The organism is Serratia sp. J2, from assembly GCF_046269175.1.
In the GTDB taxonomy this organism is placed as follows: Bacteria; Pseudomonadota; Gammaproteobacteria; order Enterobacterales; family Enterobacteriaceae; genus Chania; species Chania fonticola_C.
Genome location: NZ_JBKABN010000004.1, coordinates 291,840 through 313,863, shown reverse-complemented (window position 1 = coordinate 313,863; position 22,024 = coordinate 291,840). Strand labels below are relative to the sequence as shown.

Here is a 22,024-nt window from a genome sequence, read left to right as displayed (position 1 = left end):
GTCCATCATGACGATCCCAATCTCTCCCTTACGGCTTGGTCTGCAATGCAGTACGGCACACATCACCGAAGACGACAATCAACGGCTCTATCAGCTTTCCCACTGTCAGGATGACTTCAGCGACGACGAGTGGCTGTGCTACACCGGCACCGGGTATCTGCTCAGGCTGGAGGCGTGGACGCACCCGGTATTGCGGCTTAAACGGCTGGGGCTCTCCAAAGCCTGCCGCCGTCTGGTGACTACCCTGATGAAACGCCATCAACTGACCTACCTGCATATTGATGCTCTGGGTGACGTGTTGCCTGATTTTGCGACCTTCGACTGGTAATGCCCGCCTAGATTCAACTCTCGCGTTATCCCATCATTCTTAAAGGACTCTTCCTCATGAACACGAGCGCATCACCTGTGCCTGGCGTATTCCATTTTCTGCAGCATAACACCGTCTCATCACACGACTGGCAAAGGCTATACCAGGCCACAACGCAAGCTTACCTGAAGATGTGTGGGCAGCCTGAAACATTGGGGTTAACCACCGCGCCGATTATCTGTGAACACACCGGCAACCGTCTGTACCCATTCAACGCCAGCCTGATTGGGCCAGGGATGATCGGTTTTAACGGGGAAAGGGCCAGCCACCTGGCCGGTGATCCGTTCATTCTCTACCAACGTAAAACACCGTATGCCTTGATCCGCTGCGATACGCGAGGCTATCCCTACCAGTGGCTGGTGATGGCTACGCTGCTCCTGGCGAACACACAGTGCCCCAATACCTGGACGATTGAATCTGACGTACCACTAAAACAATGGCGGAAAGTCGCCCACTGGCTGAGCTATCACTGCAAGTTACCGGTTTCTCCGCTCTGTTAAGGACCCCCGTTTATGAAGACCATCAACAAACTCACCCACACCCCGACCAATGCCAATCCCGCCTTTCTCGAATACCAGCAACTGCTCACCTGGTTGCTGGGCCACTGTTATGGCCTGGAGCTCAACGACACGCCCTATCACGACGACCAGGCAATTACCCAACAGATTGAGCATGGCATCACGGTACGCGAAACCGTCAACGAACTGGTGGAGAAATTTGACCTGATACGTATTGACCGGCCTGGATTCAGCCTGATGGCACAAGACCCGACCTTGAGCGGCGGTGATATGTTACGTGCCCGCAGTGCGCTGGGATTACGCAGCCCGGTAAACCGTCGCTTCACCTGATCTGACCACACCCACTCACCTCACCATTTTCTCCCTACGCCAGCCTCGCCCGCTGGCGTTGTGCCTTTTAAGGAACTCCGACAATGAAAGACACCGATACCAATAACCACGCAACCTTACACACCGACGAAGACAGCACAACGTCATCCACCTGGGGCTTGCACTGTGCCATCACGCCCCGTCTGGGCGCCCGGCTGGTACAACAAGGCAATCGCCTGCATTTTCTGGCTGACCGCGCCGGTCTGGCCGGCACGTTCACACCCGATGACCTCAAGGCGCTGGATAACGCGTTTCCGGTGTTGATTAAACAGTTGGAAGCCTGTCTGCGCTCCGGTGAGCTCGATCAGCGCCGTCAGCACCAAGTCACTGTCCAGCACGCCGGTTTTACCTGTGAAGCAGACACCTTGGGCAGCTTTGGCCATGTCTATATCGCGATTTATCAAGCGACACCGGTTCTCAGTCACGGATGATTCACTGCACCTGGGATCCCCCATCCTTTCTCTGCCCACCCTGTCGTGGGCATTTTATTTTTATGGAGTATTGACAATGAATTATGCAGTAAGCACCGCTATCGACCCCGATGTTCTGACCGACCACACCGAAGTCATCTGCTCAACCAATATTGAACGTATCATCGCCGGGCGTAATGCCACACTGGCGCAGATTGAAGCCCTGATCCACCAGCTTGAAGATATCTCGTCCATCACCCTCAGCATTGGCGGTGGAGTGGCAAGAGACTGGGGGATGCGTCAAGACTTCCGCTGCGGTTGCTGGTTGATGGAAAAAGCAGAAACGGCCATGCCCGTGATCACCCGCAATCTTGATCGCGATATATGGCGAGATCTGATGAAACGTTCTGGCATGCTGAGCTTGATGGATGCTCAAGCCCGTGACCAGTGGTACAGAAATCTGGAGAGCGACACTATTCCGGCGATCAGCGGGGAGAGCATTTACAGCACGTTCGAGCAGTTGCACCGAGACAAGGGGGAAGTGTTTGAACGCGGAGTGATCAATGTCTTCAAGTCGCTTTCATGGAATTACAAGTCGAATCATCCATGTCGATTTGACAAAAAGATCATCGTGGCCAATCTGGTAAGTTACAACCAATGGGGATTTACACTGAACCACAGTTATCGGCGTGACCAACTGGCGGATCTGGAACGGATGTTGTTCTTGTTGGAGGGGAAAGCGATACCGGATAATCGGCAGGATGTCACCGCTCGGCTGTATGAGCATATCCGTGCCAATCCGCAGGCCGCGAAGGTTTACGAAGATGAGTATTTTTCAATCAAATACTTCATGAAGGGTTCGGCACACCTGACATTCCGAAAGCCGGAGCTGATGGGCAAGATGAACGATATCATTGCCAAACATTACCCTAGCGTACTACCAGAACGGGTATAAACCTATGTGGGGTTTGCAAACCTGATGAACCAATCTCTGTGCAGAATGGGGGCTCGCATACTGGAAATATCAGGGTAGGTTGAAGAAACAGGTTAGCACGGTAGGGGGAGGTGTTGGCTGTATGAACACACGTATTCATTCGGCATGAGTCCAACATAGGACAAGGTAAAGCAACTGAAGGCAAAAGCGAATGGCATACTGAATGGCATACGCGAGAACTGTAAAAAGCAAAAACCCCAAGCTTAATAAAAGCTTGGGGTTAAAATATGGCGGTGAGAGAGGGGTTCGAACCCTCGATACACTTACGCGTATACACACTTTCCAGGCGTGCTCCTTCAGCCACTCAGACACCTCACCGTACGTTGCGCGTTACTCAGTGCAACGGGGCGCTACTATAGGGAGAGTCGGTTAACCGGTCAAGAATATTTTTACGGTTTTAGCTCAGGTGGTTAAGCCGTCGCCGCTTTGCCGTAAATCAAGGCCGGAATACCGCGTTTGTTTAGCCCAGCACCTGTTGACAGATGCTGTTCAAAAACGAACTTCATTGCTTGCCCCAGCGGCAAGGTGGGGCAAGCCTTCAGGGCATCAAACCAACAAAGACCGTCTTTTTACGTGGACCCGTCATCAGCGACTCCAACTCTTCGACACAGGCTTGGTAGTGCGGGGTCGTTTTGTGGAAGGCAACCGCTTGTTCATCGGCGTAGGCCTCATAGATATAAAAGCGCGTGGGGATGTCCGGGTCCTGTAACACATCGAAGCGCAGGTTGCCCTTTTCCTGGATCGCGCCCAGATGGTTTTGCCGAAACACCTCGATAAACCGTTCAACCTTGTCATCATGAACGTTAATTTCGACCAGGGTAACGTGCATAATCAGCCTCCTTGATTGGGGCGGGCCTGGAAAACCGGCCCGCATTTCAGCCGTATCAGCCTTTTTCGCTGAGGAAAAGTTCGTAGGCGTGTTCTACAGTTTCGTTCTGATGAACGATGGCGTGCACCGCCTTGATCATGGCAACCGGGCTTTCAGACTGGAAAATGTTCCGCCCCATATCTACCCCGGACGCCCCTTGATCGATGGCCTGGAAGCACATCTCCAGCGCTTCCCGTTCTGGCAGTTTCTTCCCACCGGCGATGACGATGGGAACTGGGCAGCCAGCCACAATGCGTTCGAATCCTTTATCCACGTAGTAAGTCTTGATGATTTGCGCCCCCATCTCGGCGGCGATACGCGTGGCCAGTGAAAAATAACGCTGATCGCGCGCCATATCTTTCCCGACGCCAGTCACCGCCATAGTGGGCATGCCGACTTTCAGACCCGCATCGATCAGTTGGATGATGTTTTTAATCGACTGGTGTTCATGTTCCGTACCGATATAAACCTGTGCGGCGACGGCACAGCTATTCAGACGCACCGCGTCGTCCATGGCGACAGCCACCGCCTCATTGCTTAATTCGGTCAGAATGGAGTTCGCTCCGGAAGCGCGCAGGACGATGGGTTTGTTGGTGGCTGGCGGGATCACGCTGCGCAGAATACCCCGAGTGCACATCAACACGTCTGCATGCGCAAACAGCGGCGCAATGTTGATATCAATCCGCTCCAACCCGGTCGTCGGTCCTTGGAAATACCCGTGGTCGAAGGCCAGCATCACGGTTCGGTTAGTGCGGGGGTTAAAAATGCGTGCCAGGCGGGACTGCATGCCCCAATCCAACGCACCGCACCCTTTTAAACTAAACAGGGCATTTTGCTGCGGTTGGTCAATATGGAAGTCTTTACCATCTTTGATGTCATCTAAATCAGCCATTGTATTACTCCCTTCAAACAGTCGGGGCGATAGGTTAGAAGTTGTATTTGTCGATATTGTCTTTATTGAACACCACGCGCTCAGGTAGAAGCACGATGCCATTGCCTTTTGCCTGGTAGTCGTAGCCTTGTACGCTGTTTGGTGAAACCTCTACCTGGCCCACACCAGGGATGTCGAGCTTGTCGCCAACCTTCAATTCACCGTTTTTCAGTAGGGCGTTGGCCACGTAAACCGAAATTTTCCCCTGTTCTACCACGTCCCACAGGCCGAACTCTTTAACCGTGCCGCGCTGAATATAAGGGCGCATGACGTTTGGGGTGCTGAACCCCACAATCGCCACATTGTCACGCTTGAGGTTTTCTGCCGCCTGGGCCGCTGCGGGCAGGGCATTGGCATCCGGGGCGATGATGGCGTCCAGATCGCCATAGGCTTTCAGGATCCCTTCGGCGGTTTGCAGTGACTTGGTGGCATCGTTGTAACCAAACTGCGTGGTGACCACCTCCCAGCCCGGATGGTCTTTTTCGATTTTACGCTTGGCTTCATTCACCCATTGGTTTTGGTCGGTAACCGTCGGGCTGGAATAGAAAAAGGCGACCTTGGCCTTTTCTTTCTTCACCTGATTGGCTGCCATATCGACCAACATGCCTCCGAGTTGGGCTGGCGTACCCTGATTGATGTAATAAGAGCGGCATTCGGGCTTGGTGTCTGAGTCCCAGGTCAAGACCTTCACGCCACGCTGCATGGCACGTTTTAATGCCGGGCACAGCCCTTCCGGGGAGACGGCAGAGACGATAATGGCGTTATAGCCCTGGTTAACGAAGTTGTTGATCAACTGCACCTGACCGGAAACACTGGGTTCGGTTGGGCCATCGTAGGTTACGTCAACGCCCAGCTCTTTCCCCGCTTCTAATGCTCCATTACCTCCGCTGGTGAAAAAGCCGACGCCCACCAGTTTGGGAATAAAGGCAATGCGCTCTGCCGCCTGTACGCCAATGCTTAGCGAAGCCATGCCGAGTACGCTTAAAAGTGCGATTTTTTTGATACGTTGTAGGGTCATGTTGTTCTCCGTATATCGCGTTGTCAGAAGATGTGTCCTGGCTCAAACCTGATGTGTGCTGCGTTGTCGTTGGAGCCACTCTCGGATTTGATGCCGATGCAGGCTGATGGAGCGGCCCACGACGACAATAATCAGTAGCGCCCCGGAAAGTGCGCTGGAGATTTGATTAGGCACGCCAGCCATTTGTAATCCTTGTTGCAGATAACCGACCAGCAAGACGGCTACGGCGGTACCGAGAATGGAACCTGAGCCGCCGTAAATATTTGCCCCGCCAAGTACTACCGCCGTGATGGCTGGCATCAGGAAGGAGGTGCCGAGGTCGGAACGTGCCGAGCCAAAGTAGGAAACCAGCAGCACTGCAGCAATGGCTGAAGCAAATCCAGTCATCGCATACAGGGCGCACAGCGTTCGGTTAACCGGGATCGCACTGTATTGCGCCACGCGCTGGCTTTGGCCAATCAGGAAAATGTTGCGCCCGGCGTGTGTCCGGTGCATCAGCAGCCAGCACAGCAGGACACAAACCATAAAGAAGGTCAGCGGAATTGGCAGGCCGAACACCGTCAGGTTGGCGAAATCGGTAAAGGCCATCGGGAATCCGCCGATGCCTTCATAGCCGGTGGCACCAGAAATGCCCGAAAGCAGCAGGGCGCTACCGCCAAACAGGTACATGGTGCCGAGGGTGATCACTAAAGGATTGATACCGGTGTAGATGATCAATCCAGCGTTGATCAAACCGCACAGGGCACCCAAGGCCAGCGTTATCGCTATTGCCAACGGCAAGGGCAGACCCGCCTGGAACATCACCCCTAGCGCAATGGCGCACAGACCAATGGTGGAACCAAATGAAATATCAATGCCGCCACTGACGATCACCATGGTTAACGGCAGTGCCACAATGCCAATACAGATAAAATCGCTGGTGCTGAACAGCAGGACATTAATATCCAGCATGCGTGGATTAACGACCCCGAATGCCAGGATCTCAATCAGCAGCAGGGCGGCCAGCGCCAGTTCCCAGCCGAAACGTCGCCATTGTGCCATCATGCGATCTCCCGTTTTTTTCCCTGGGTAGGGAGTTGGGTGGTGTGAGGGGATGTGGGGGGCGAGGGAGGGGGATCGATAAACCGGGCATATTTCTGGCGGCGGATATTCTTTTGCAGGGCGCAGCGTAGGCGGCCATCAAATACCAGAACCCCCAACAAAACCAGGCCAGCGATAAAGTCGTTCCACCAGGCAGGAATGCGCAGCAGTACCAGCACGCTGTCGATCTGCGTCAGGAAATAGGCACCCAGAATGGCCCCCACCACCGTGCCAGAACCACCAAGCAGGCTGATACCTCCCAGCACGCAGGCGGCAATGGCCTTCATTTCCAGGCCGGTGCCGGTCTGGTTGGGAATAAAGCCAATCTGTGCAGCAAACACGATCCCGGCGAGCGCCGCCATTAGCCCATTAAGCGAGAAAGCGATGATGCGGATAGCCTCGGTGCGGATCCCTAGTTGACGAGCACCCTGCAGGTTGTCACCGGTCGCATAGAAGCTGCGGCCAAATGAGGTTTTCAACAGTAACCAGGCGATTAACGCCACCAGCAGTAAGGTTAGCCAGCCAATTGGTGAGATGCCCAGCAGCACCGGTGAAGAAAGTTGCTTGAGTGAACTTGGCAACCCCTCAATCCATTTACCTCCGGTCCATAGCAGCATGATGCCTCGATATAGACCAAGGGTGCCCAGGGTGGCGACTATGGCAGGAATTTTAAACCAGGCGACCAGCACCCCATTAAAAAAGCCCGCCAGCAAACCGAGTAGCAGCGTGACACTAAAGGCAACGGGCAAGCTGTATCCGGCATTGAGCGTTATCCCAAGCAGCACCGCACACATCCCGGTGATGGAACCGACCGAGACATCAATGTTACGGGTCAGCATGACCAGCGCCGCACCGATGGCCAGCAACATCAGGATTTGCGAACTGCTGAAGATCATGGTCAGCGTCTGAAAACTGAAATAGCTGCTATCAATACTCCCCAGTAGCGCAAACAGAGCGATGATGGCCAGCAATGCCGTCAGCTCTCGGTTGTTTTGTATCATCTTTAGCATGAGGTCTCCCCGTTGGTATGAGGTTGATAGGAGGAGGGAGATGCAACGTGTTGTTCGCCAAAGGCCATATGCATAATGGTATCCACAGTAATCTCTTTGCCACACAGTGCGCTGCTTGCCACCTCGCCCTGATGCATGATGCAGACGCGGTCGGACATCATGGCTATCTCTTCGAGATCGGATGAGATGAACAGGATCGCGACATGCTGCTGGGCAATGCTCCGAATGAGCTGATAGATATCGTTGCGTGCACCGACGTCGACGCCACGGGTCGGTTCATCGACAATCAGCAGCTGTGGCGCTGCTTCCAGGCATTTGGCGATCAGTATTTTTTGTTGATTACCGCCGGACAGGGTGCGTGCCGGTTGTTCAGGGTGGTTGAATTTGATATTCAGTGCCCGGCGATAACGTTCAAGCGTGGCGTTATCACGCTGTGGATGGGCCCAGAACCCGCCGGTATTGTGGGTCAGGGCACAGACGTTCCAAGATAACGATGCATCCAGGTACAGCCCGGAAGACTGCCGGTCTTCTGGTAAATAGATCAGCCCACGTTGCAACCGCTGGCGAGTGCTCAGTTCAGCGATCTCTTCACCATTGAGCATGATGCTGCCCGCACTGGCTGGGCGCAATCCATACAGCGTTTCAGCCAACTCGGTACGCCCGGAGCCGACCAGACCAGCCAGACCCAGGATTTCTCCTGCGTGGACGTTGAGTGTTACCTGCCGGAAGCCTTCACCAGTGAGCTCCCTCAACTGCAATACGGCTTTGCCCTGAGGGTTGGCTGGCCGATTGCCAGGCAGCTCGAGCCACAGTTTCTGGCTGGCGGAGAGATCCACATTACGGGCTGCAGGGGTGATTGCCTGAATAATCTCATCCGTGGTCAGCGAGGCGGTTTTCCCCGTTAGGGCGATTTTGCCGTCACGCATTACGCTAACGCGGTCAGCAATCTGGCGTATTTCCGGCAGCTTATGGGAAATAAAGACGATACCGACACCTTTGCCAAGCAGTTCATGCAGGCGGGCAAATAATCGGTCCGTCTCGGCAGGCGTCAGCGACGCCGTGGGTTCATCCAGGATCAGGATCTGGGAATCACGCATTAATCCCCGCATGATCTCAACGATTTGGCGGTCAGCCACATCCAGCGACCCTGCCATGCTGTTGGGTTCAAGTTTGCATCCCAACAGTTCGAGTAACTGCTGCATTTTTTCAACCGCAGCCCGCTTGGCAGGCAGGCCAAACAGAATATTCTCTTTAACCGACAGGCTGGGGAACAACAGCGGTTCCTGCGGCACCAGATAGATCCCCAGTTGATGCGCTTTTACCGGGGTCAGGCTGGCACAGCGCTGGCCATTGATCTCGATAGTGCCGCCGTCCGGTGGTACTACGCCAGCAATGATCTTCATCAGCGTGGACTTCCCTGCGCCATTACCGCCGAGCAGGGCATGTACCTCCCCGGCATGCAGGGTAAAGTCGATGCCTTTCAGCACCTCAACACCGGAATAGTGCTTATTGATATTTTGTACACAGAGCAGAGGTGGATCTGAGTATTCACCGGTTTGCATCTTGCCTCCGTTCACTCGAAGACGAGTGACTGAGTTGAACAAATATTTTTTAGAAAACTAATTGTTCATAACCTTAGTCATGGTTTGGCGATAAAACCATCACTGCGATCACGTTTTTTGAATAATTGTGTGCTAATAAAACCGATGTTCAAATTTGGTGTATATTTGTGGCATGACTCACAGCTATTGTTGAGCGATAGCGGAACAATTGTGTTCAAGTTTTAAAAATGTTCAAAGAGAAGCGGATTTATGACGATAAATGACAGTGCATTGATAACCGAACATGGCATGTGTGAGGAGGAGCAGGTGGCCCGCATCGCCTGGTTTTACTATCACGATGGGCTGACGCAAAGCGAGATCAGCGCCCGGCTTGGGCTGACGCGCCTTAAAGTTTCGCGTTTGCTGGAGAAAGGGCATCAGTCTGGGATCATTCGGGTGCAGATTAACTCCCGCTTTGAAGGTTGCCTACAGTATGAAGATGCATTGAAAAAACACTTTGACCTGAAAAACATTCGCGTATTGCCCGCGTTGGCCGAGGCTGATGACAGCGCGAGGTTGGGGATTGGTGCGGCACACATGCTGATGGAGTCCCTGGAGACACAACAGTTGCTGGCGGCGGGGTTTGGCGAAGCGACCATGAGCACCCTGAAAAGACTGAGTGGCTTCATTTCTTCGCAGCAAATTCGCCTGGTCACGCTTTCCGGTGGCGTAGGGCCTTATATGACCGGGATTGGTCAGTTGGATGCCGCCTGCAGCGTCAGCATGATCCCAGCTCCGTTGCGCGCTTCCTCTGCCGATATTGCCCGTACCCTGCGGGATGAAAATAGTGTCAGGGACGTGCTGCTGGCAGCCCAGGCTGCCGATGTCGCCGTAGTAGGGATCGGGGCGGTGAATCAAAAAGATGCCGCCACCATTTTACGCGCTGGCTATATCACCGAAGGCGAGCAACTGATGATTGGCCGCAAAGGCGCCGTTGGCGATATTCTCGGTTACTTTTTTGATGCCAGCGGCGCAATCATTCCCGACATGCAAATTCATCAAGAATTGATAGGGCTGAGCTTGAGCGCGCTTGCCACCATACCTACCGTTGTCGGGGTTGCGGGGGGAGTACCAAAAGCCGAAGCGATCGTGGCGGCATTGAAGGGCGGCTATATCAACGCGTTAGTTACCGATCAGGACACGGCGGCAGAAATGCTCAAGCTTATTGGAAAGTAAAGGTTAATAGCGATGTAACAGACTGTCTCAAACACCAGCCGAGGACAAACTCATGGCTCGACTCTGTACTCCTGCCACATCAGGCCAATACCTGATGGCTCTGGATGCCGGTACCGGCAGCATCAGAGCGGTAATTTTTGATTTGGAAGGCAATCAAGTCTCAGTAGGGCAAGCCGAATGGCAACATTTGGCGGTCCCTGATGTACCGGGCTCCATGGAATTCGATCTTGCCAAAAACTGGCACCTCACCTGCCAATGCATCCATCAGGCGTTAAAGATGGCGGCCATTGCGCCGGAGGCGATTGCGTCCGTGGCTGCGTGTTCAATGCGTGAAGGGATTGTGATCTATGATGCGGAGGGACAGCCGATCTGGGCCTGCGCCAACGTAGATGCACGCGCAACGCGTGAGGTCAGCGAGTTAAAAGAGATCCACCACCATACTTTTGAAGATGAGGTATACCGTTGTTCAGGGCAGACGCTGGCGCTGAGCGCCATGCCCCGGCTGCTGTGGTTGGCGCACTACCGTCCTGACATCTATCGCCAGGCCGCCGCGGTCACCATGATCAGTGACTGGCTGGCTTATATGCTCAGCGGTGAACTTGCGGTTGACCCATCAAATGCCGGGACTACCGGGTTGCTTGACCTGGTCACGCGAGACTGGAGAAAAGGCCTGTTGGAAATGGCGGGCCTGCGTTCGGACATTCTTTCACCGGTAAAAGAGACGGGAACACCACTGGGGGCGGTGACGGACAACGCTGCCGCACTGTCAGGTTTGCGGGCTGGTACACCGGTGATTGTCGGGGGCGGTGATGTTCAATTGGGATGCGTGGGTCTAGGTATCGTCAGACCAGCGCAGACCGCCGTATTAGGGGGAACGTTCTGGCAGCAGGTGGTGAACCTCCCTGAGCCTGTCACCGATCCCAATATGAATGTGCGCATTAACCCGCATGTGATCCCGGGCATGGTTCAGGCTGAATCCATCAGCTTCTTTACCGGGCTGACGATGCGCTGGTTCCGTGATGCCTTCTGCGCCGAGGAAAAGCTGATTGGTGAACGTCTGGGCGTGGATACCTATGCCTTGCTGGAAGATATGGCCAGGCGGGTCCCATCAGGTGCTCATGGCGTTATGCCCATCTTCTCCGATGTCATGCGCTTTAAGAACTGGTATCACGCCGCTCCCTCATTTATCAACCTGTCGATCGATCCGGAAAAGTGCAATAAAGCTACGTTGTTCCGCGCCCTTGAAGAGAACGCGGCCATAGTGTCGGCCTGTAATCTACAACAAATCGCCGAGTTTTCAGGTGTCAAAGCCGATTCGCTGGTGTTTGCCGGCGGTGGTTCAAAAGGCACGCTCTGGAGCCAGATCCTGGCCGATGTCACAGGACTGACCGTACGAGTCCCGGTGGTTAAGGAAGCGACCGCGCTGGGATGTGCTATTGCGGCTGGCGTGGGGGTAGGGGTCTATTCGTCGTTGGCGGATGCGGGGGAGAGCTTGGTGCGTTGGGATAGGGAACATATCCCGAATCCAGAAAACAGTGAAGTTTATCAACAGGCACGTCAAAAATGGCTGGAGGTGTATCTGGATCAACTTGGTTTGGTTGATCACGGATTAACGACGTCAATGTGGAAGGCTCCTGGCCTTTAAAGGAGGGTATCATGATCAAGACCAATGAAATGGCGCATGACTATCGCTTCGGCGACAATGGCCCAAAATATCTGATCCGTGGGCCGATGTGCGATATGGGCGTCGTGGTGTTGCAGCCAGGCCAGTCATTCAGAAATCACCGCCACAAGGAGGTTTGCGAAGTCTTTTATACTCTCAGTGGAGAGGTGTGTCTGTATCTGGAAGGCGAGATGCACATACTGCGTGAAGGAGATGTGTTGCAGTGTGATCCGGGCGAGGCACATTTTCTGGTCAATACTGGCTCGGTACCGTGGAAAGGGGTATTCGTGAAATCGCCGCATATTTTAGGGGATAGCCATCCCGCAGAGCCTGAGAGCTATTAGGGAGCAAGCCTGAGCTCCCGCCTTGAAGCTAGGTGATTTAAGTTGTCGTGTTCTGTTTGGCATGTTAAATAAAACATAATACTAAAACAGGTACTTAAAAATCCTATCCTCTCAAGGACAAGCGAGTAACAATGCAGATAATGAATGTTAAACAGGCCAGGATAATCAGTTTCATCTTTGTGATGGGGGGGATCCTGCTGCTGTTGCCGTTGCATCTTCTTACCTGCTTTATGGCGGGTTTTCTGGTTTACGAGATCGTGAATATCCTTACGCCACATTTTCAGAAGGTGATTGGCGGCCATCGGGCCAGATGGCTGGTTGTCGCGGTGATCAGTACCTTGGTGGTCGGCCTGTTGATCACCATTGTGGGGAGTCTCGTCGGCTATCTGATGCAGGATATGAAGAATATCTCTGGCATCAACACCCGTATTGCGTTCATCCTGCAGGATGTCCAGCAAGAGGTGGCAAAATATCTGCCGGGCTATCTGCCGTTGAGTGTAGAAGAGCTGAAGAACGAGATCCTGAGCCGACTGCAACAGCACATCGCTTTGTTACAGACGATGGGCAAGAGCGTACTGCATGGCCTGGTGACCATGCTGATTGGGATGGTGCTCGGTGCCATAGTCTCACTGTATAACATTGATAGCAGCGAGGAGCGGCCATTACTGAAAAGTGAGTTGATGAAAAGGATTTCGCTGCTATCACAGGCGTTCCGCAATATTGTGTTTGCGCAAGTTAAAATATCGGCAATCAATACCTTCTTCTCGGCTATCTTTATCCTTGGTGTGCTACCGCTATGTGGGATCCATATCCCGTTGGCGAAAACGCTGGTGGTGTTTACCTTTATCTTTGGCTTGTTGCCGGTGATCGGCAATCTGATCTCCAACACCATTGTTTTCATCTCTGGCCTGTCGGTTTCACTCGGAGTTGCGCTGATTGCGCTGCTCTACCTGATCGTCATCCACAAGTTTGAGTATTTCCTCAATGCCCGTATTGTTGGCACTAAAATCAGGGCTAACTCTTGGGAGATCTTGCTGGCGATGTTGGTCTTTGAGGCGGCATTCGGTCTGGCTGGTGTGGTTGCCGCTCCTATCTATTATGCTTACCTGAAAAGTGAACTTAGAGAAGCTAAGCTGATTTGAGGACGTGCCATTTTTTCGAACCAGTCGAGGTTTCTCACTCCTCCCAGTGCGGGATATATGCAAAAAGAAGTCTGAACGTGGGTTCAGACTTCTTCTTTAAATATGGCGGTGAGGTCGGGCTTGATTCGCAAGCTCACCCTACGGGCGGCCCGTCGGCCGTCCAAAATGTCTCTGCGCTGCGAGCCATTTTGTCGAACCCTGTCGAGGATTCTCACCCCTCCCAGTGCGGGGAAGATGCAAAAACAGTCTGAACGTGAGTTCAGGCTTCTTCTTTAAATATGGCGGTAAGGTCGGGCTTGATTCGCAAGCTCACCCCACGGGCGGCCCGTCGGCCGTCCAAAATGTCTCTGCGCTGCGAGCCATTTTGTCGAACCCTGTCGAGGATTCTCACCCCTCCCAGTGCGGGGAATATGCAAAAAAAAAGTCTGAACGTGAGTTCAGACTTCTTCTTTAAATATGGCGGTGAGGGAGGGGTTCGAACCCTCGATACACTTACGCGTATACACACTTTCCAGGCGTGCTCCTTCAGCCACTCAGACACCTCACCGTTTTGTCATCGGCAACGGTTTACGCTGTCGACGGGCGCTAATGTAGGAGAATCTGATCCCAGCGTCAATAGCCTTGTGCCATAACCGCGTGCGTTTAGCCAAACTTCCAGCAATCTGCTGATTTGTCGCACGATAATTCCGCCTTCTCCCTGCCAGTTTATTCTTGCATCGTGTGGCAAAGCGCGAAAGGATAGCTAAAAATCCACCCAAGAAGGGAACCGGCAGTGAATATTATTTTCTATCACCCGTTTTTTGATGCGCAAGATTGGCTGGCAGGAATGGCGAAGCGCTTACCACAGGCGAATATCCGGGCATGGCAGCCGGGGGACGATCGCCCGGCGGACTACGCGCTAGTATGGCGGCCACCTTATGAAATGCTGGCCAACCGCCGCGATCTGAAAGGTATCTTTGCTCTTGGGGCTGGAGTAGACGCCATTCTTGAGCAGGAACGCCAGCATCCAGGAGTCCTACCGGCGGGAGTGCCGCTAATCCGGCTGGAAGATACCGGTATGGCGCAGCAGATGGATGAATACGCGTTGGCCGGTGTGTTACGCTATTTCCGTCGTTTTGATGAATATCAGTTGCAGCAACAACAGCAGAACTGGTTGCCGCTTGAGCCTCATCAACAGAGTGATTTTACCATCGGCATCCTGGGCGCCGGGGTGTTGGGGAAAAGCGTGGCGCAAAAGCTGGTGGCGTTCGGTTTTAACGTCCGTTGCTGGAGCCGCAGCCCCAAGCAGATTGAGCAAGTACAGAGTTTTGCTGGGCAACCTCAGTTAGCGGCGTTTCTTGATGGCACGCGGTTGCTGATCAACCTGTTGCCTAATACGCCTGAAACGGCGGGTATCCTCAACCGCCAGCTGTTTAGCCGTTTGGTACCGGGCGCTTACCTGATCAACATTGCTCGCGGTGCCCATCTGGTGGAAGACGATCTGCTGGCGATGTTGGCACAAGGGCAACTGGCGGCCGCCATGCTTGACGTATTCGTCAATGAACCTTTGCCGTCCGCTCATGCTTTCTGGCGTCATCCTCGTGTCACTATTACCCCGCATATTGCTGCAGTTACCTTGCCGGAACAGGCCATAGATCAGGTTAGCGCCAATCTCCTGCGGCTCGAGGCGGGTGAACAGCCTTCAGGCCTGGTTGATATTCAGCGTGGCTATTGATGCTTTCACAACCCGCTAACATGTCGATAGCCGCGTTAACTGCTATCATGAACAAGGATTGGCCGCCATCCGCTGACTCTGGCGAGCGCCTAAGAAGGAGAAAGAATGTACCCCGTTGATTTACATATGCATACCGTAGCCAGTACCCATGCCTATAGCACCCTGCACGACTATATCGCCGAAGCGAAACACAAAGGTATAAAACTGTTCGCCATTACCGACCACGGGCCGGATATGGCCGATGCGCCACACTACTGGCACTTTATGAACATGCGTGTGTGGCCACGCCTGGTGGATGGCATTGGCATTTTGCGCGGCATTGAGGCCAATATCAAAAACCTGGCCGGTGATATTGACTGCACCGGTCCCATGCTCAACGAAATCGATCTGATCATTGCCGGGTTCCATGAGCCGGTATTTGCACCTCAGGATCGGGCCGCCAACACCGAGGCGATGATTGCCGCCATGGCTCAGGGTGATGTCCATATCATCAGCCATCCGGGCAACCCCAAATATCCGGTCGATATCCCGGCGATTGCCGCAGCGGCAGCCAAATATCAGGTAGCGCTGGAGCTGAATAACTCTTCGTTTATTCATTCCCGTAAGGGCAGTGAATCAAATTGCCGTGCAATAGCTGCCGCAGTGCGTGACTCTGGCGGCTGGCTGGCATTAGGCTCTGACTCGCACGTGGCTTTTGCTCTCGGTGGTTTTGAACATTGCGAGCGTATCATTGAGGAAGTGAATTTCCCGCAGGAGCGCATTTTAAATGTGTCACCGCGCCGGATCCTGAACTTTCTTGAGCAGCGTGGCAGACCGGCAATTGCGGAATTAGCCGATCTGTGACATCGTCACGGCAAATTTTAGTTTTATAAGGTGTTATCATGAATGAGTTTTCCGTTGTCTGCCGGGTGTTAGGTACGCTGTTTTACCGCCAGCCGCAGGATCCGTTATTGGAGCCGCTGTTTACCTTGATCAAAGAGGGTAAACTGCAACAGCACTGGCCGCTCGAGCAGGACGAACTGCTGACTCGTTTGCAACAGCATTGTACCGATCCGCAGTTGGCCGCCGATTTTAACGCCCTGTTTGTCGGCAGCGAGTGCAGCGTCTCACCACTGCGCTCGTCCTACGTTGAAGGTGCCAGCGAAGCGGACGTGCGGGTATTTCTCCAACAGCGTGGGATGCCATTAGGCGAAGCGCCAGCCGATCATTTCGGTTCGCTGCTGCTGGCCGCCTCCTGGTTGGAGGATCAGTCGCAGGAAGATGAAGTCCAGGCACAAATCACGCTGTTTAACGAGTTCTTGCTGCCTTGGTGTGGCCGCTTCCTGGGGAAGGTTGAAGCACACGCAACCAGCGGTTTTTACCGTACTCTGGCAGAGATCGCTCGCCATGCCATCGCCGCCATGTGTGATGAGCTAGCAGAGTATGAGCAGGATGAAGAAGGGAAGGACGAAGAAGAGTAAATGTGAGAGGGCGCAGCCTAGACTGCGCCCAAAAGAATTAATCGGTGAACGGGATCACCAACTGACCGGGCTTCACTTCCAACCCTTTAGCCAGCTTGAGTGCCATGGCTTCCGTTTTGCTCTTATCCGCGTCGAGAACATATACTGGTTTCTGATCGAAATACGATTTCAACGACTGATTCAGGTAAGGCGATAGAGCTTTCATCACCGTATCCATCTTCTCCGGCTGCACCTGGTAATCGACCAACTCCATGTCCTTGAGGAAGATCGCTCCCTTTTCGCGGTCGTAGACCGGTTGCGCCTTCAACGTTAGCTGCAAATCGGCGGCCTGTGGGCCGAGGATCGAGGTGATGTTGACCTTGGCATTGCCGGAAAGCGTTACCTTATTAGGTTCTGTACGACCAATCTGGCTCTGCAACTGGGTTAGCACGATATTGGCATCAACCAACCCCGGAACGCCGATCTGCTTTTGGTAGTCGTTATGTTTTTGCAGGTAATTATTCACTTCCTGCTCGCTGACGCTGTATTGGGTAAGCTGGTTACAGCCGATAAGCGTACCGGCAACGACCAGGGCGGCCACGCCCATCAGGATCTTCTTCATTCAAACCTCGTAAAACAAAAATGTGGCAGACTTTGACTGTTGCAAACCAAAGGCGACTGCCAGCAAAGAAAAATTTCAGCTTGCAGGATAACAGATGACACGGCGCAAAGGGTTTTTTACCTAGTCGGATAAGGCTGAAATTACCTATCGCCGCAGCCGCCATACCAACAGCACCACGCCTCCCAGACAGGTTAGCCCGCCGAGCGCGGGGAACAGAGGAATGCCCCAAAGCTGGCTGGTGGAGCGCATGAGATAAGGAGCCAGGCCCAGTGCGAATGCCGCCGTGACGATAGCAATGGCCAGCGTGACCGCTGCGCGTTCCAGAGCTTTGCTCAGTTGGTTAAGGTTCTTGACGTTGATTTCAGCATCGATCTTGCCTTGCTTTAACCGGCGCATCAGCAAGCGAATGGCCTGCGGCAGTTCCTCTCCGGCATCCAGCGCCTCACCACCCAGCAATAAAGCACGACGGCGCAGCGCTTCGGGTGTATAGCGCTGGAGCATCACCTGGCGCAGCATCGGTTTCAGGGTGGCAACAATATCAAAGGCGGGATCCAGGCGGTGTAACACGCCATCTGCGGTGATCAGCGCCTTGAATAACAGCACCAGATCGGGTGGCAATGGCAGTTGATGCTCACGGGCCATCACTAACAGGTCGGTGAGTGCCTTGCCTAGCGTCAGAGTGCTCGAAGCCTGCTTATCGAGAAAGTTTTGCGCAGCCTGTTCCAGATCGGTCAGATCCAGTTCCTGGCTGTCAGACCAGGCGATCAGCGTATTGACGATGCCGTCGCTCTGGCGCTCCGCAATGGCCTGTAGCAACAGCAGAAGCTGGTTACGCCGCCGTTCCGACAGTTGGCCAACCATGCCAAAATCGATAAACCCTACGTGGTTGTCGCCCAAAGCCATCACGTTACCGGGATGAGGATCGGCGTGATACAGCCGATGCTCCAGCACCATGGCCATAAAGGCCTGCGCACCACGCTGTGCCAGCAACGGGCCGTCGAATCCGGCAGCGGCTAATTGCTGCGGATTTTCGGGGGCGATGCCGGGCAGATATTGTTGTACCAGCAAGCGTTTTGACGAGTGCTGCCAATAAATTTTCGGGATCACCACTTCGGGCTGTTTGGCAAAGTTTTCCGCAACCCGATCGCAATTATTACCTTCATGCGTCAGATCCAGCTCGTGATTGAGCGCGGTGGCCAGCGTTTGCACCATCTGGTGTGGGCGATAACGCGCGAGCGCCGGGCTTTGTTGTTCCACGGTTTCGGCCAGATAGGCCAACAGGCGTAGATCGGCATGAATGGTTTTGGCTAATCCAGGGCGCAACACTTTCACCACCACCTGCTCGCCACTGTGCAGGCGGGCGCGGTAGATTTGTGCCATAGAGGCAGCGGCTAGCGGGATCGGATCGAATTGGGCAAATACCTGCTGAGGGTCACCGCCCAGATCGGCGGTGATCTGCGCGGCCAGCTTTTCCCAAGGTAGGGTTGTCGCCTGGCTATGCAGGCGCTCCAACTCGTCGGTCCAGCGCTGCTCCAGCAGGTCGGTGCGGGTGGCCAGGATCTGGCCGAATTTAACGAAGGTTGGCCCCAGGGCTTCCAGGGCCGCGCGCAGGCGTTCTGGCAATGTCTGATTATCGGCCTCCACGCCGCCGCTGCTCAGGCCGCCAAGCATTTTGCCTAACCCCAGCAGCCTGATGACATCCTGCAAACCGTAGCGGATCAGTACGGATGAGATTTCTTGCAGCCTGGCGCGGTCACGAGCGGTGACAAAAAACATTTTTAGCATCTGCGCGTGACTCCCTTATCGCCGTTGTGGATCATTGCTCCATATCGAACAGCAACGGAATATCAACGCGCTGCGCCATGCGGTTGCGGTAAGCCTCCACGTTGTCCGGCAGGGCGACACCGGCCACGATCGATAGCGAGCGTAACAGCGGGAACAGATGGATATCATCTTCACTGAGAGTGCCGTTGACCGCTTCCGATGACTGGATCAGCGGGGAAAGCGTGGCCAGATCCTGTTCCAACTGGGCGATCAGATCGGCGCTGTCGGCCAGTAACACGGCAAAATCACCGCTGGCCGCCTGTTTTTTGTCGCTGAAATAGCGGCGTGCGTTGTCAGTGGCGAACTCTTCGAAATCGGCATTGGCAAAGCGCGGTAACAGCAGTTTGTTGACGTAGGTGGCAGTGTGTTGCAACCACGCGGTGATGGCTGGATTGGTTTTCCCCGTCAGTAGCGGTTTGCCGTCCAGGTTATCGACGTAATGCACGATATCCATGCTTTCGGGTAGATAGCTACCGTCGTCTTTTTGCAGGATTGGCGCCATTTTCTTGCCGATCATACTGATGGGGGTGATTTCGTCATCGCTTAACAGGGTCACTAAACGTACCGGCAAATCCTTGAGGCCGAAAATCATGCGGGCCTTTACGCAGAATGGGCAGTGATCGTAAATAAACAGTTTCATGCATGCTCCTGTTGTCGGGGTTGGCAGCCAGTCTGGGCCGCTGCGCAGGTTGTCGTGGGATGATGCGCCATCATAAGCCTTTCTGCGCCGTTTTTTGTACTATCAGGATAGCAACTTTGGCAGGTTTGGTCGCCAGAGACTGGGCGCAAGGGATGCTTCCGGGCAAAAATCAGCCACCACGGAGGATCGCGGGGGCTGTGGTACGCGGATTAAATTGCCAGTACAAGGCAAACAGCGTGATAAAGCCTACCAGCCCCAGCAGGAACCAGGGCAACTCCGGCATACCCATCGCATTGCCGGTGTCATACATCCAGCCACCGCCGGTATAACCCAATGCGCCACCGAGTGCCAATCCCAGGCGGCTAAAACCCATATAGCTGCCGCGTGCCCGTGAATCGGCCAGTGAGGCGCTCAGGGTCTCACGTGCCGGTTCGGCGATGATCGATCCCAGGTAGAAGCAGCAGATCAGAGTAAACACCGCTTGCAGGCTGGTGGCAAAGCCGACAGGCAGCAGGCTGAGGGTCATCAGCAGCAAGCCGGCCATCAAGCGTTGTTCCAGTCGGAAGTGCTTTTCGCTCCAACGGGCCAGTGGGTATAGCAATGAGAGCGATAGCGCAGCTTCGATGGCGTACATCCATTTGACCGCCGACGGCGAACCGGCGATCTCGTTGACCACGATTGGCAGCATCAACATCACCTGCACCGATAACATGTAATAGCCGGTCAACGTCAACACATAGGTCAGGAAGCGGCGATCGCGCAGTACGCGCATCATGCCTTCTTTCATCGGTGCCCGAATGGTAGAGATCCGGTAATTGGGTAACAGCCAGGCGTTCCAACCTGCGGCCAGCACAAAAATACTCGCGCCCACCCAGCAGACGAAATGGAAGTCGTACTGCAGCAGCCAGCTGCCGATTAACGCACCGATAACGGCACCGGCGCTGTCTTGCATCATCAGCAGCGAATAAAAACGGCTGCGTTCATGTGGACGGGTCAGTTTTATCACCAGCGCGGTACGGGGCGGATCGAACAGGGTGCCGCCAATGGCCGACAGCGCGCAGGAAAACCACAGTATCCAAGGTTGATCGGCCATCGCCATGGTGGCAAAGCCTGCCGCACGCAGCAACATGCCGGTGACGATCATCGGTTTGGCGCCAAAACGGTCGGCAATCGCTCCACCAAAGATCCCCAATCCCTGCTGAATGAGCTGGCGTAATCCCAGTGCCAGCCCCACGACCACGGCCGCCCAGCCAAGTTGATCGACAAAGCGAATAGAAATAAGTGGGAAGACGACGAAAAAGCCTAAAACCACCAACAGGTTATCAAACAATAAAAAATACTTACCCAAGCTCCGAGCTTGCGATACCAGAGACATGCTTCACCACGAGCAGTTAAAAGGAGAGAAAGACTACCCGGTTATTCTCTACCCAATACGTAATGTCTGATAGGGGGGTGATAGATAATATTTTTTAATCGTCAATACGTTACCTGAGTGGCAAAACTACACTTAAAAATGGGCAAAACAGCTAACTGGCTATTTACTGAGCGCTCAGGGGCTTACCTGCTGGGCGGGCTACGGTTATATTACCGGGGGAATACGCGGTTTTACGCCGACAGTCTGCCATGAGTCATGTGAGATAATGCCTGACCCTGTAGATGTTGACCCAATCAATACTTCTTATCGAACCGTTCTGACCGCGGGGGAAATGATGTTTGGCTATCGCTCTGCATCACCGAAAATACGCCTTACCACCGACCGGCTGGTTGTCCGTTTAGTTCACGAACGCGATGCCTACCGCCTGGCCGAATACTATGCCGAAAACCGGGCGTTCCTGAAGCCCTGGGAGCCGGTGCGCGATGATAGTCACTGTTACCCCTCTGGCTGGCAAGCCCGCCTGGGTATGATCACGGAAATGCAAAAGCAGGGCAGTGCCTACTATTTTATCCTGCTCGATCCGGAAGAACTCCATGTGTGCGGCGTCGCCAATTTCAGCAATGTGCTGCGCGGCTCGTTCCATGCCTGCTTCCTGGGATATTCCCTGGGTGAAAAGTGGCAAGGGCAGGGGCTGATGTACGAAGCGTTGCAAACGGCCATCCGCTATATGCAGCGTCAACAGCGGATGCATCGCATTATGGCCAACTATATGCCGCATAACCAACGCAGCGGTGCGTTGCTGACCCGGCTCGGCTTTGAACGCGAAGGCTATGCCAAGGATTACCTGCTGATCGACGGACAGTGGCAGGATCATGTGCTGACCGCATTGACCAATAAAGAGTGGCAACCGCCACGCTGA

General features: G+C 54.1%; 23 protein-coding genes and 2 tRNA genes. 13 read left to right on the top strand and 12 right to left on the bottom strand.

Features of this window, described 5'->3' with window-relative positions; all coding sequences use genetic code 11:
* The first annotated feature begins 7 nt into the window (after positions 1-7).
* From ACKWMY_RS06740 to ACKWMY_RS06720, 5 genes are all read left to right on the top strand, one after another.
* On the top strand, positions 8-328 hold the full coding sequence (locus ACKWMY_RS06740; protein ID WP_409486066.1) for a DUF5983 family protein: 321 nt from the start codon (positions 8-10) through the stop codon (positions 326-328).
* A 56-nt stretch (positions 329-384) separates the two neighbouring features.
* The gene (locus ACKWMY_RS06735) at positions 385-867 is read left to right on the top strand and encodes a hypothetical protein (protein WP_409486065.1); all 483 of its coding nucleotides are present in this window, start codon (positions 385-387) and stop codon (positions 865-867) included.
* Positions 868-879: 12 nt separating this feature from the next.
* Positions 880-1,215 carry a TA system toxin CbtA family protein gene (locus ACKWMY_RS06730; RefSeq protein WP_409486064.1) on the top strand — a complete coding sequence of 112 codons (336 nt, stop codon included), beginning with the start codon at positions 880-882 and terminating at the stop codon, positions 1,213-1,215.
* Between the two features lie 83 nt (positions 1,216-1,298).
* Complete coding sequence (locus ACKWMY_RS06725; protein ID WP_409486063.1) at positions 1,299-1,685, top strand: type IV toxin-antitoxin system YeeU family antitoxin; 387 nt, start codon at positions 1,299-1,301, stop codon at positions 1,683-1,685.
* A 76-nt stretch (positions 1,686-1,761) separates the two neighbouring features.
* Positions 1,762-2,619, top strand: a complete 858-nt coding sequence (locus tag ACKWMY_RS06720; protein WP_409486062.1) for a DUF4942 domain-containing protein — start codon at positions 1,762-1,764, stop codon at positions 2,617-2,619.
* A 267-nt stretch (positions 2,620-2,886) separates the two neighbouring features.
* Here the strand turns inward: ACKWMY_RS06720 and ACKWMY_RS06715 are convergent.
* The 7 genes from ACKWMY_RS06715 to lsrA all read right to left on the bottom strand — a co-directional run bounded on the left by ACKWMY_RS06715 (position 2,887) and on the right by lsrA (position 9,127).
* Positions 2,887-2,976, bottom strand: a tRNA-Ser gene (locus tag ACKWMY_RS06715).
* A gap of 220 nt (positions 2,977-3,196) precedes the next feature.
* Positions 3,197-3,487, bottom strand: a complete 291-nt coding sequence (lsrG, locus tag ACKWMY_RS06710; protein ID WP_024528854.1) for a (4S)-4-hydroxy-5-phosphonooxypentane-2,3-dione isomerase — start codon at positions 3,485-3,487, stop codon at positions 3,197-3,199.
* 55 nt (positions 3,488-3,542) lie between these two features.
* Positions 3,543-4,418 (bottom strand): 3-hydroxy-5-phosphonooxypentane-2,4-dione thiolase, encoded by an 876-nt coding sequence (lsrF, locus tag ACKWMY_RS06705; protein WP_024528855.1) that lies wholly within the window; start codon positions 4,416-4,418, stop codon positions 3,543-3,545.
* Between the two features lie 34 nt (positions 4,419-4,452).
* Positions 4,453-5,475, bottom strand: a complete 1,023-nt coding sequence (gene lsrB, locus ACKWMY_RS06700) for an autoinducer 2 ABC transporter substrate-binding protein LsrB (protein ID WP_024528856.1) — start codon at positions 5,473-5,475, stop codon at positions 4,453-4,455.
* Positions 5,476-5,517: 42 nt separating this feature from the next.
* Positions 5,518-6,519, bottom strand: coding sequence for an autoinducer 2 ABC transporter permease LsrD (gene lsrD / locus ACKWMY_RS06695; RefSeq protein WP_143182195.1), 1,002 nt, complete (start codon positions 6,517-6,519; stop codon positions 5,518-5,520).
* Positions 6,516-7,565: an autoinducer 2 ABC transporter permease LsrC gene (lsrC, locus tag ACKWMY_RS06690; protein ID WP_261160784.1), complete on the bottom strand. Its 1,050-nt coding sequence runs from the start codon at positions 7,563-7,565 to the stop codon at positions 6,516-6,518. The genes lsrD and lsrC overlap by 4 nt, the downstream gene beginning before the upstream one ends.
* Positions 7,559-9,127 carry an autoinducer 2 ABC transporter ATP-binding protein LsrA gene (gene lsrA / locus ACKWMY_RS06685; protein WP_409486061.1) on the bottom strand — a complete coding sequence of 523 codons (1,569 nt, stop codon included), beginning with the start codon at positions 9,125-9,127 and terminating at the stop codon, positions 7,559-7,561. Before lsrA ends, lsrC begins: the two co-directional genes overlap by 7 nt.
* 249 nt (positions 9,128-9,376) lie before the next feature.
* On the opposite strand from lsrA, the gene lsrR reads away from it, so the two are divergent.
* The 4 genes from lsrR (at position 9,377) to ACKWMY_RS06665 (ending at position 13,491) form a co-directional block, all read left to right on the top strand.
* A complete protein-coding gene (gene lsrR, locus ACKWMY_RS06680; RefSeq protein WP_161629484.1) occupies positions 9,377-10,342 on the top strand; it encodes a transcriptional regulator LsrR in 966 nt (321 codons plus the stop codon).
* Positions 10,343-10,394: 52 nt separating this feature from the next.
* Positions 10,395-11,987: an autoinducer-2 kinase gene (gene lsrK, locus ACKWMY_RS06675; RefSeq protein WP_024528861.1), complete on the top strand. Its 1,593-nt coding sequence runs from the start codon at positions 10,395-10,397 to the stop codon at positions 11,985-11,987.
* Between the two features lie 11 nt (positions 11,988-11,998).
* On the top strand, positions 11,999-12,349 hold the full coding sequence (locus ACKWMY_RS06670; protein WP_074028683.1) for a cupin domain-containing protein: 351 nt from the start codon (positions 11,999-12,001) through the stop codon (positions 12,347-12,349).
* Positions 12,350-12,480: 131 nt separating this feature from the next.
* A complete protein-coding gene (locus ACKWMY_RS06665) occupies positions 12,481-13,491 on the top strand; it encodes an AI-2E family transporter (RefSeq protein ID WP_024528863.1) in 1,011 nt (336 codons plus the stop codon).
* A gap of 457 nt (positions 13,492-13,948) precedes the next feature.
* Here the strand turns inward: ACKWMY_RS06665 and ACKWMY_RS06660 are convergent.
* Positions 13,949-14,038, bottom strand: a tRNA-Ser gene (locus tag ACKWMY_RS06660).
* Between the two features lie 225 nt (positions 14,039-14,263).
* Here ACKWMY_RS06660 and ghrA point away from each other — a divergent pair.
* The 3 genes from ghrA to ACKWMY_RS06645 all read left to right on the top strand — a co-directional run bounded on the left by ghrA (position 14,264) and on the right by ACKWMY_RS06645 (position 16,665).
* The gene (gene ghrA, locus ACKWMY_RS06655) at positions 14,264-15,205 is read left to right on the top strand and encodes a glyoxylate/hydroxypyruvate reductase GhrA (protein WP_199063660.1); all 942 of its coding nucleotides are present in this window, start codon (positions 14,264-14,266) and stop codon (positions 15,203-15,205) included.
* Between the two features lie 105 nt (positions 15,206-15,310).
* Positions 15,311-16,048 (top strand): phosphatase, encoded by a 738-nt coding sequence (locus ACKWMY_RS06650; protein WP_409486060.1) that lies wholly within the window; start codon positions 15,311-15,313, stop codon positions 16,046-16,048.
* Between the two features lie 38 nt (positions 16,049-16,086).
* Positions 16,087-16,665, top strand: coding sequence for a molecular chaperone (locus ACKWMY_RS06645; protein ID WP_024530477.1), 579 nt, complete (start codon positions 16,087-16,089; stop codon positions 16,663-16,665).
* A 37-nt stretch (positions 16,666-16,702) separates the two neighbouring features.
* Here the strand turns inward: ACKWMY_RS06645 and ACKWMY_RS06640 are convergent, their stop codons facing one another.
* From ACKWMY_RS06640 to mdtH, 4 genes are all read right to left on the bottom strand, one after another.
* Complete coding sequence (locus tag ACKWMY_RS06640; RefSeq protein WP_024530478.1) at positions 16,703-17,266, bottom strand: lipoprotein; 564 nt, start codon at positions 17,264-17,266, stop codon at positions 16,703-16,705.
* A 144-nt stretch (positions 17,267-17,410) separates the two neighbouring features.
* Complete coding sequence (locus tag ACKWMY_RS06635) at positions 17,411-19,051, bottom strand: ABC1 kinase family protein (protein WP_409486059.1); 1,641 nt, start codon at positions 19,049-19,051, stop codon at positions 17,411-17,413.
* A 31-nt stretch (positions 19,052-19,082) separates the two neighbouring features.
* Positions 19,083-19,730, bottom strand: a complete 648-nt coding sequence (grxB, locus tag ACKWMY_RS06630; RefSeq protein WP_024530480.1) for a glutaredoxin 2 — start codon at positions 19,728-19,730, stop codon at positions 19,083-19,085.
* 169 nt (positions 19,731-19,899) lie between these two features.
* Positions 19,900-21,105: a multidrug efflux MFS transporter MdtH gene (gene mdtH / locus ACKWMY_RS06625; RefSeq protein WP_409486058.1), complete on the bottom strand. Its 1,206-nt coding sequence runs from the start codon at positions 21,103-21,105 to the stop codon at positions 19,900-19,902.
* A gap of 334 nt (positions 21,106-21,439) precedes the next feature.
* Here mdtH and rimJ point away from each other — a divergent pair, with 334 nt between their 5' ends.
* Positions 21,440-22,024, top strand: a complete 585-nt coding sequence (gene rimJ / locus ACKWMY_RS06620; RefSeq protein ID WP_021181129.1) for a ribosomal protein S5-alanine N-acetyltransferase — start codon at positions 21,440-21,442, stop codon at positions 22,022-22,024.

What these genes read in the sequence shown, in the direction of transcription:
- ACKWMY_RS06740 (WP_409486066.1), top strand. Translation starts at nt 8, where the DNA reads ATGACGATCCCAATCTCTCCCTTACGGCTTGGTCTGCAATGCAGTACG.
- ACKWMY_RS06735 (WP_409486065.1), top strand. Translation starts at nt 385, where the DNA reads ATGAACACGAGCGCATCACCTGTGCCTGGCGTATTCCATTTTCTGCAG.
- ACKWMY_RS06730 (WP_409486064.1), top strand. Translation starts at nt 880, where the DNA reads ATGAAGACCATCAACAAACTCACCCACACCCCGACCAATGCCAATCCC.
- ACKWMY_RS06725 (WP_409486063.1), top strand. Translation starts at nt 1,299, where the DNA reads ATGAAAGACACCGATACCAATAACCACGCAACCTTACACACCGACGAA.
- ACKWMY_RS06720 (WP_409486062.1), top strand. Translation starts at nt 1,762, where the DNA reads ATGAATTATGCAGTAAGCACCGCTATCGACCCCGATGTTCTGACCGAC.
- lsrG (WP_024528854.1), bottom strand. Translation starts at nt 3,487, where the DNA reads ATGCACGTTACCCTGGTCGAAATTAACGTTCATGATGACAAGGTTGAA.
- lsrF (WP_024528855.1), bottom strand. Translation starts at nt 4,418, where the DNA reads ATGGCTGATTTAGATGACATCAAAGATGGTAAAGACTTCCATATTGAC.
- lsrB (WP_024528856.1), bottom strand. Translation starts at nt 5,475, where the DNA reads ATGACCCTACAACGTATCAAAAAAATCGCACTTTTAAGCGTACTCGGC.
- lsrD (WP_143182195.1), bottom strand. Translation starts at nt 6,519, where the DNA reads ATGATGGCACAATGGCGACGTTTCGGCTGGGAACTGGCGCTGGCCGCC.
- lsrC (WP_261160784.1), bottom strand. Translation starts at nt 7,565, where the DNA reads ATGCTAAAGATGATACAAAACAACCGAGAGCTGACGGCATTGCTGGCC.
- lsrA (WP_409486061.1), bottom strand. Translation starts at nt 9,127, where the DNA reads ATGCAAACCGGTGAATACTCAGATCCACCTCTGCTCTGTGTACAAAAT.
- lsrR (WP_161629484.1), top strand. Translation starts at nt 9,377, where the DNA reads ATGACGATAAATGACAGTGCATTGATAACCGAACATGGCATGTGTGAG.
- lsrK (WP_024528861.1), top strand. Translation starts at nt 10,395, where the DNA reads ATGGCTCGACTCTGTACTCCTGCCACATCAGGCCAATACCTGATGGCT.
- ACKWMY_RS06670 (WP_074028683.1), top strand. Translation starts at nt 11,999, where the DNA reads ATGATCAAGACCAATGAAATGGCGCATGACTATCGCTTCGGCGACAAT.
- ACKWMY_RS06665 (WP_024528863.1), top strand. Translation starts at nt 12,481, where the DNA reads ATGCAGATAATGAATGTTAAACAGGCCAGGATAATCAGTTTCATCTTT.
- ACKWMY_RS06650 (WP_409486060.1), top strand. Translation starts at nt 15,311, where the DNA reads ATGTACCCCGTTGATTTACATATGCATACCGTAGCCAGTACCCATGCC.
- ACKWMY_RS06645 (WP_024530477.1), top strand. Translation starts at nt 16,087, where the DNA reads ATGAATGAGTTTTCCGTTGTCTGCCGGGTGTTAGGTACGCTGTTTTAC.
- ACKWMY_RS06640 (WP_024530478.1), bottom strand. Translation starts at nt 17,266, where the DNA reads ATGAAGAAGATCCTGATGGGCGTGGCCGCCCTGGTCGTTGCCGGTACG.
- ACKWMY_RS06635 (WP_409486059.1), bottom strand. Translation starts at nt 19,051, where the DNA reads ATGCTAAAAATGTTTTTTGTCACCGCTCGTGACCGCGCCAGGCTGCAA.
- grxB (WP_024530480.1), bottom strand. Translation starts at nt 19,730, where the DNA reads ATGAAACTGTTTATTTACGATCACTGCCCATTCTGCGTAAAGGCCCGC.
- mdtH (WP_409486058.1), bottom strand. Translation starts at nt 21,105, where the DNA reads ATGTCTCTGGTATCGCAAGCTCGGAGCTTGGGTAAGTATTTTTTATTG.
- rimJ (WP_021181129.1), top strand. Translation starts at nt 21,440, where the DNA reads ATGTTTGGCTATCGCTCTGCATCACCGAAAATACGCCTTACCACCGAC.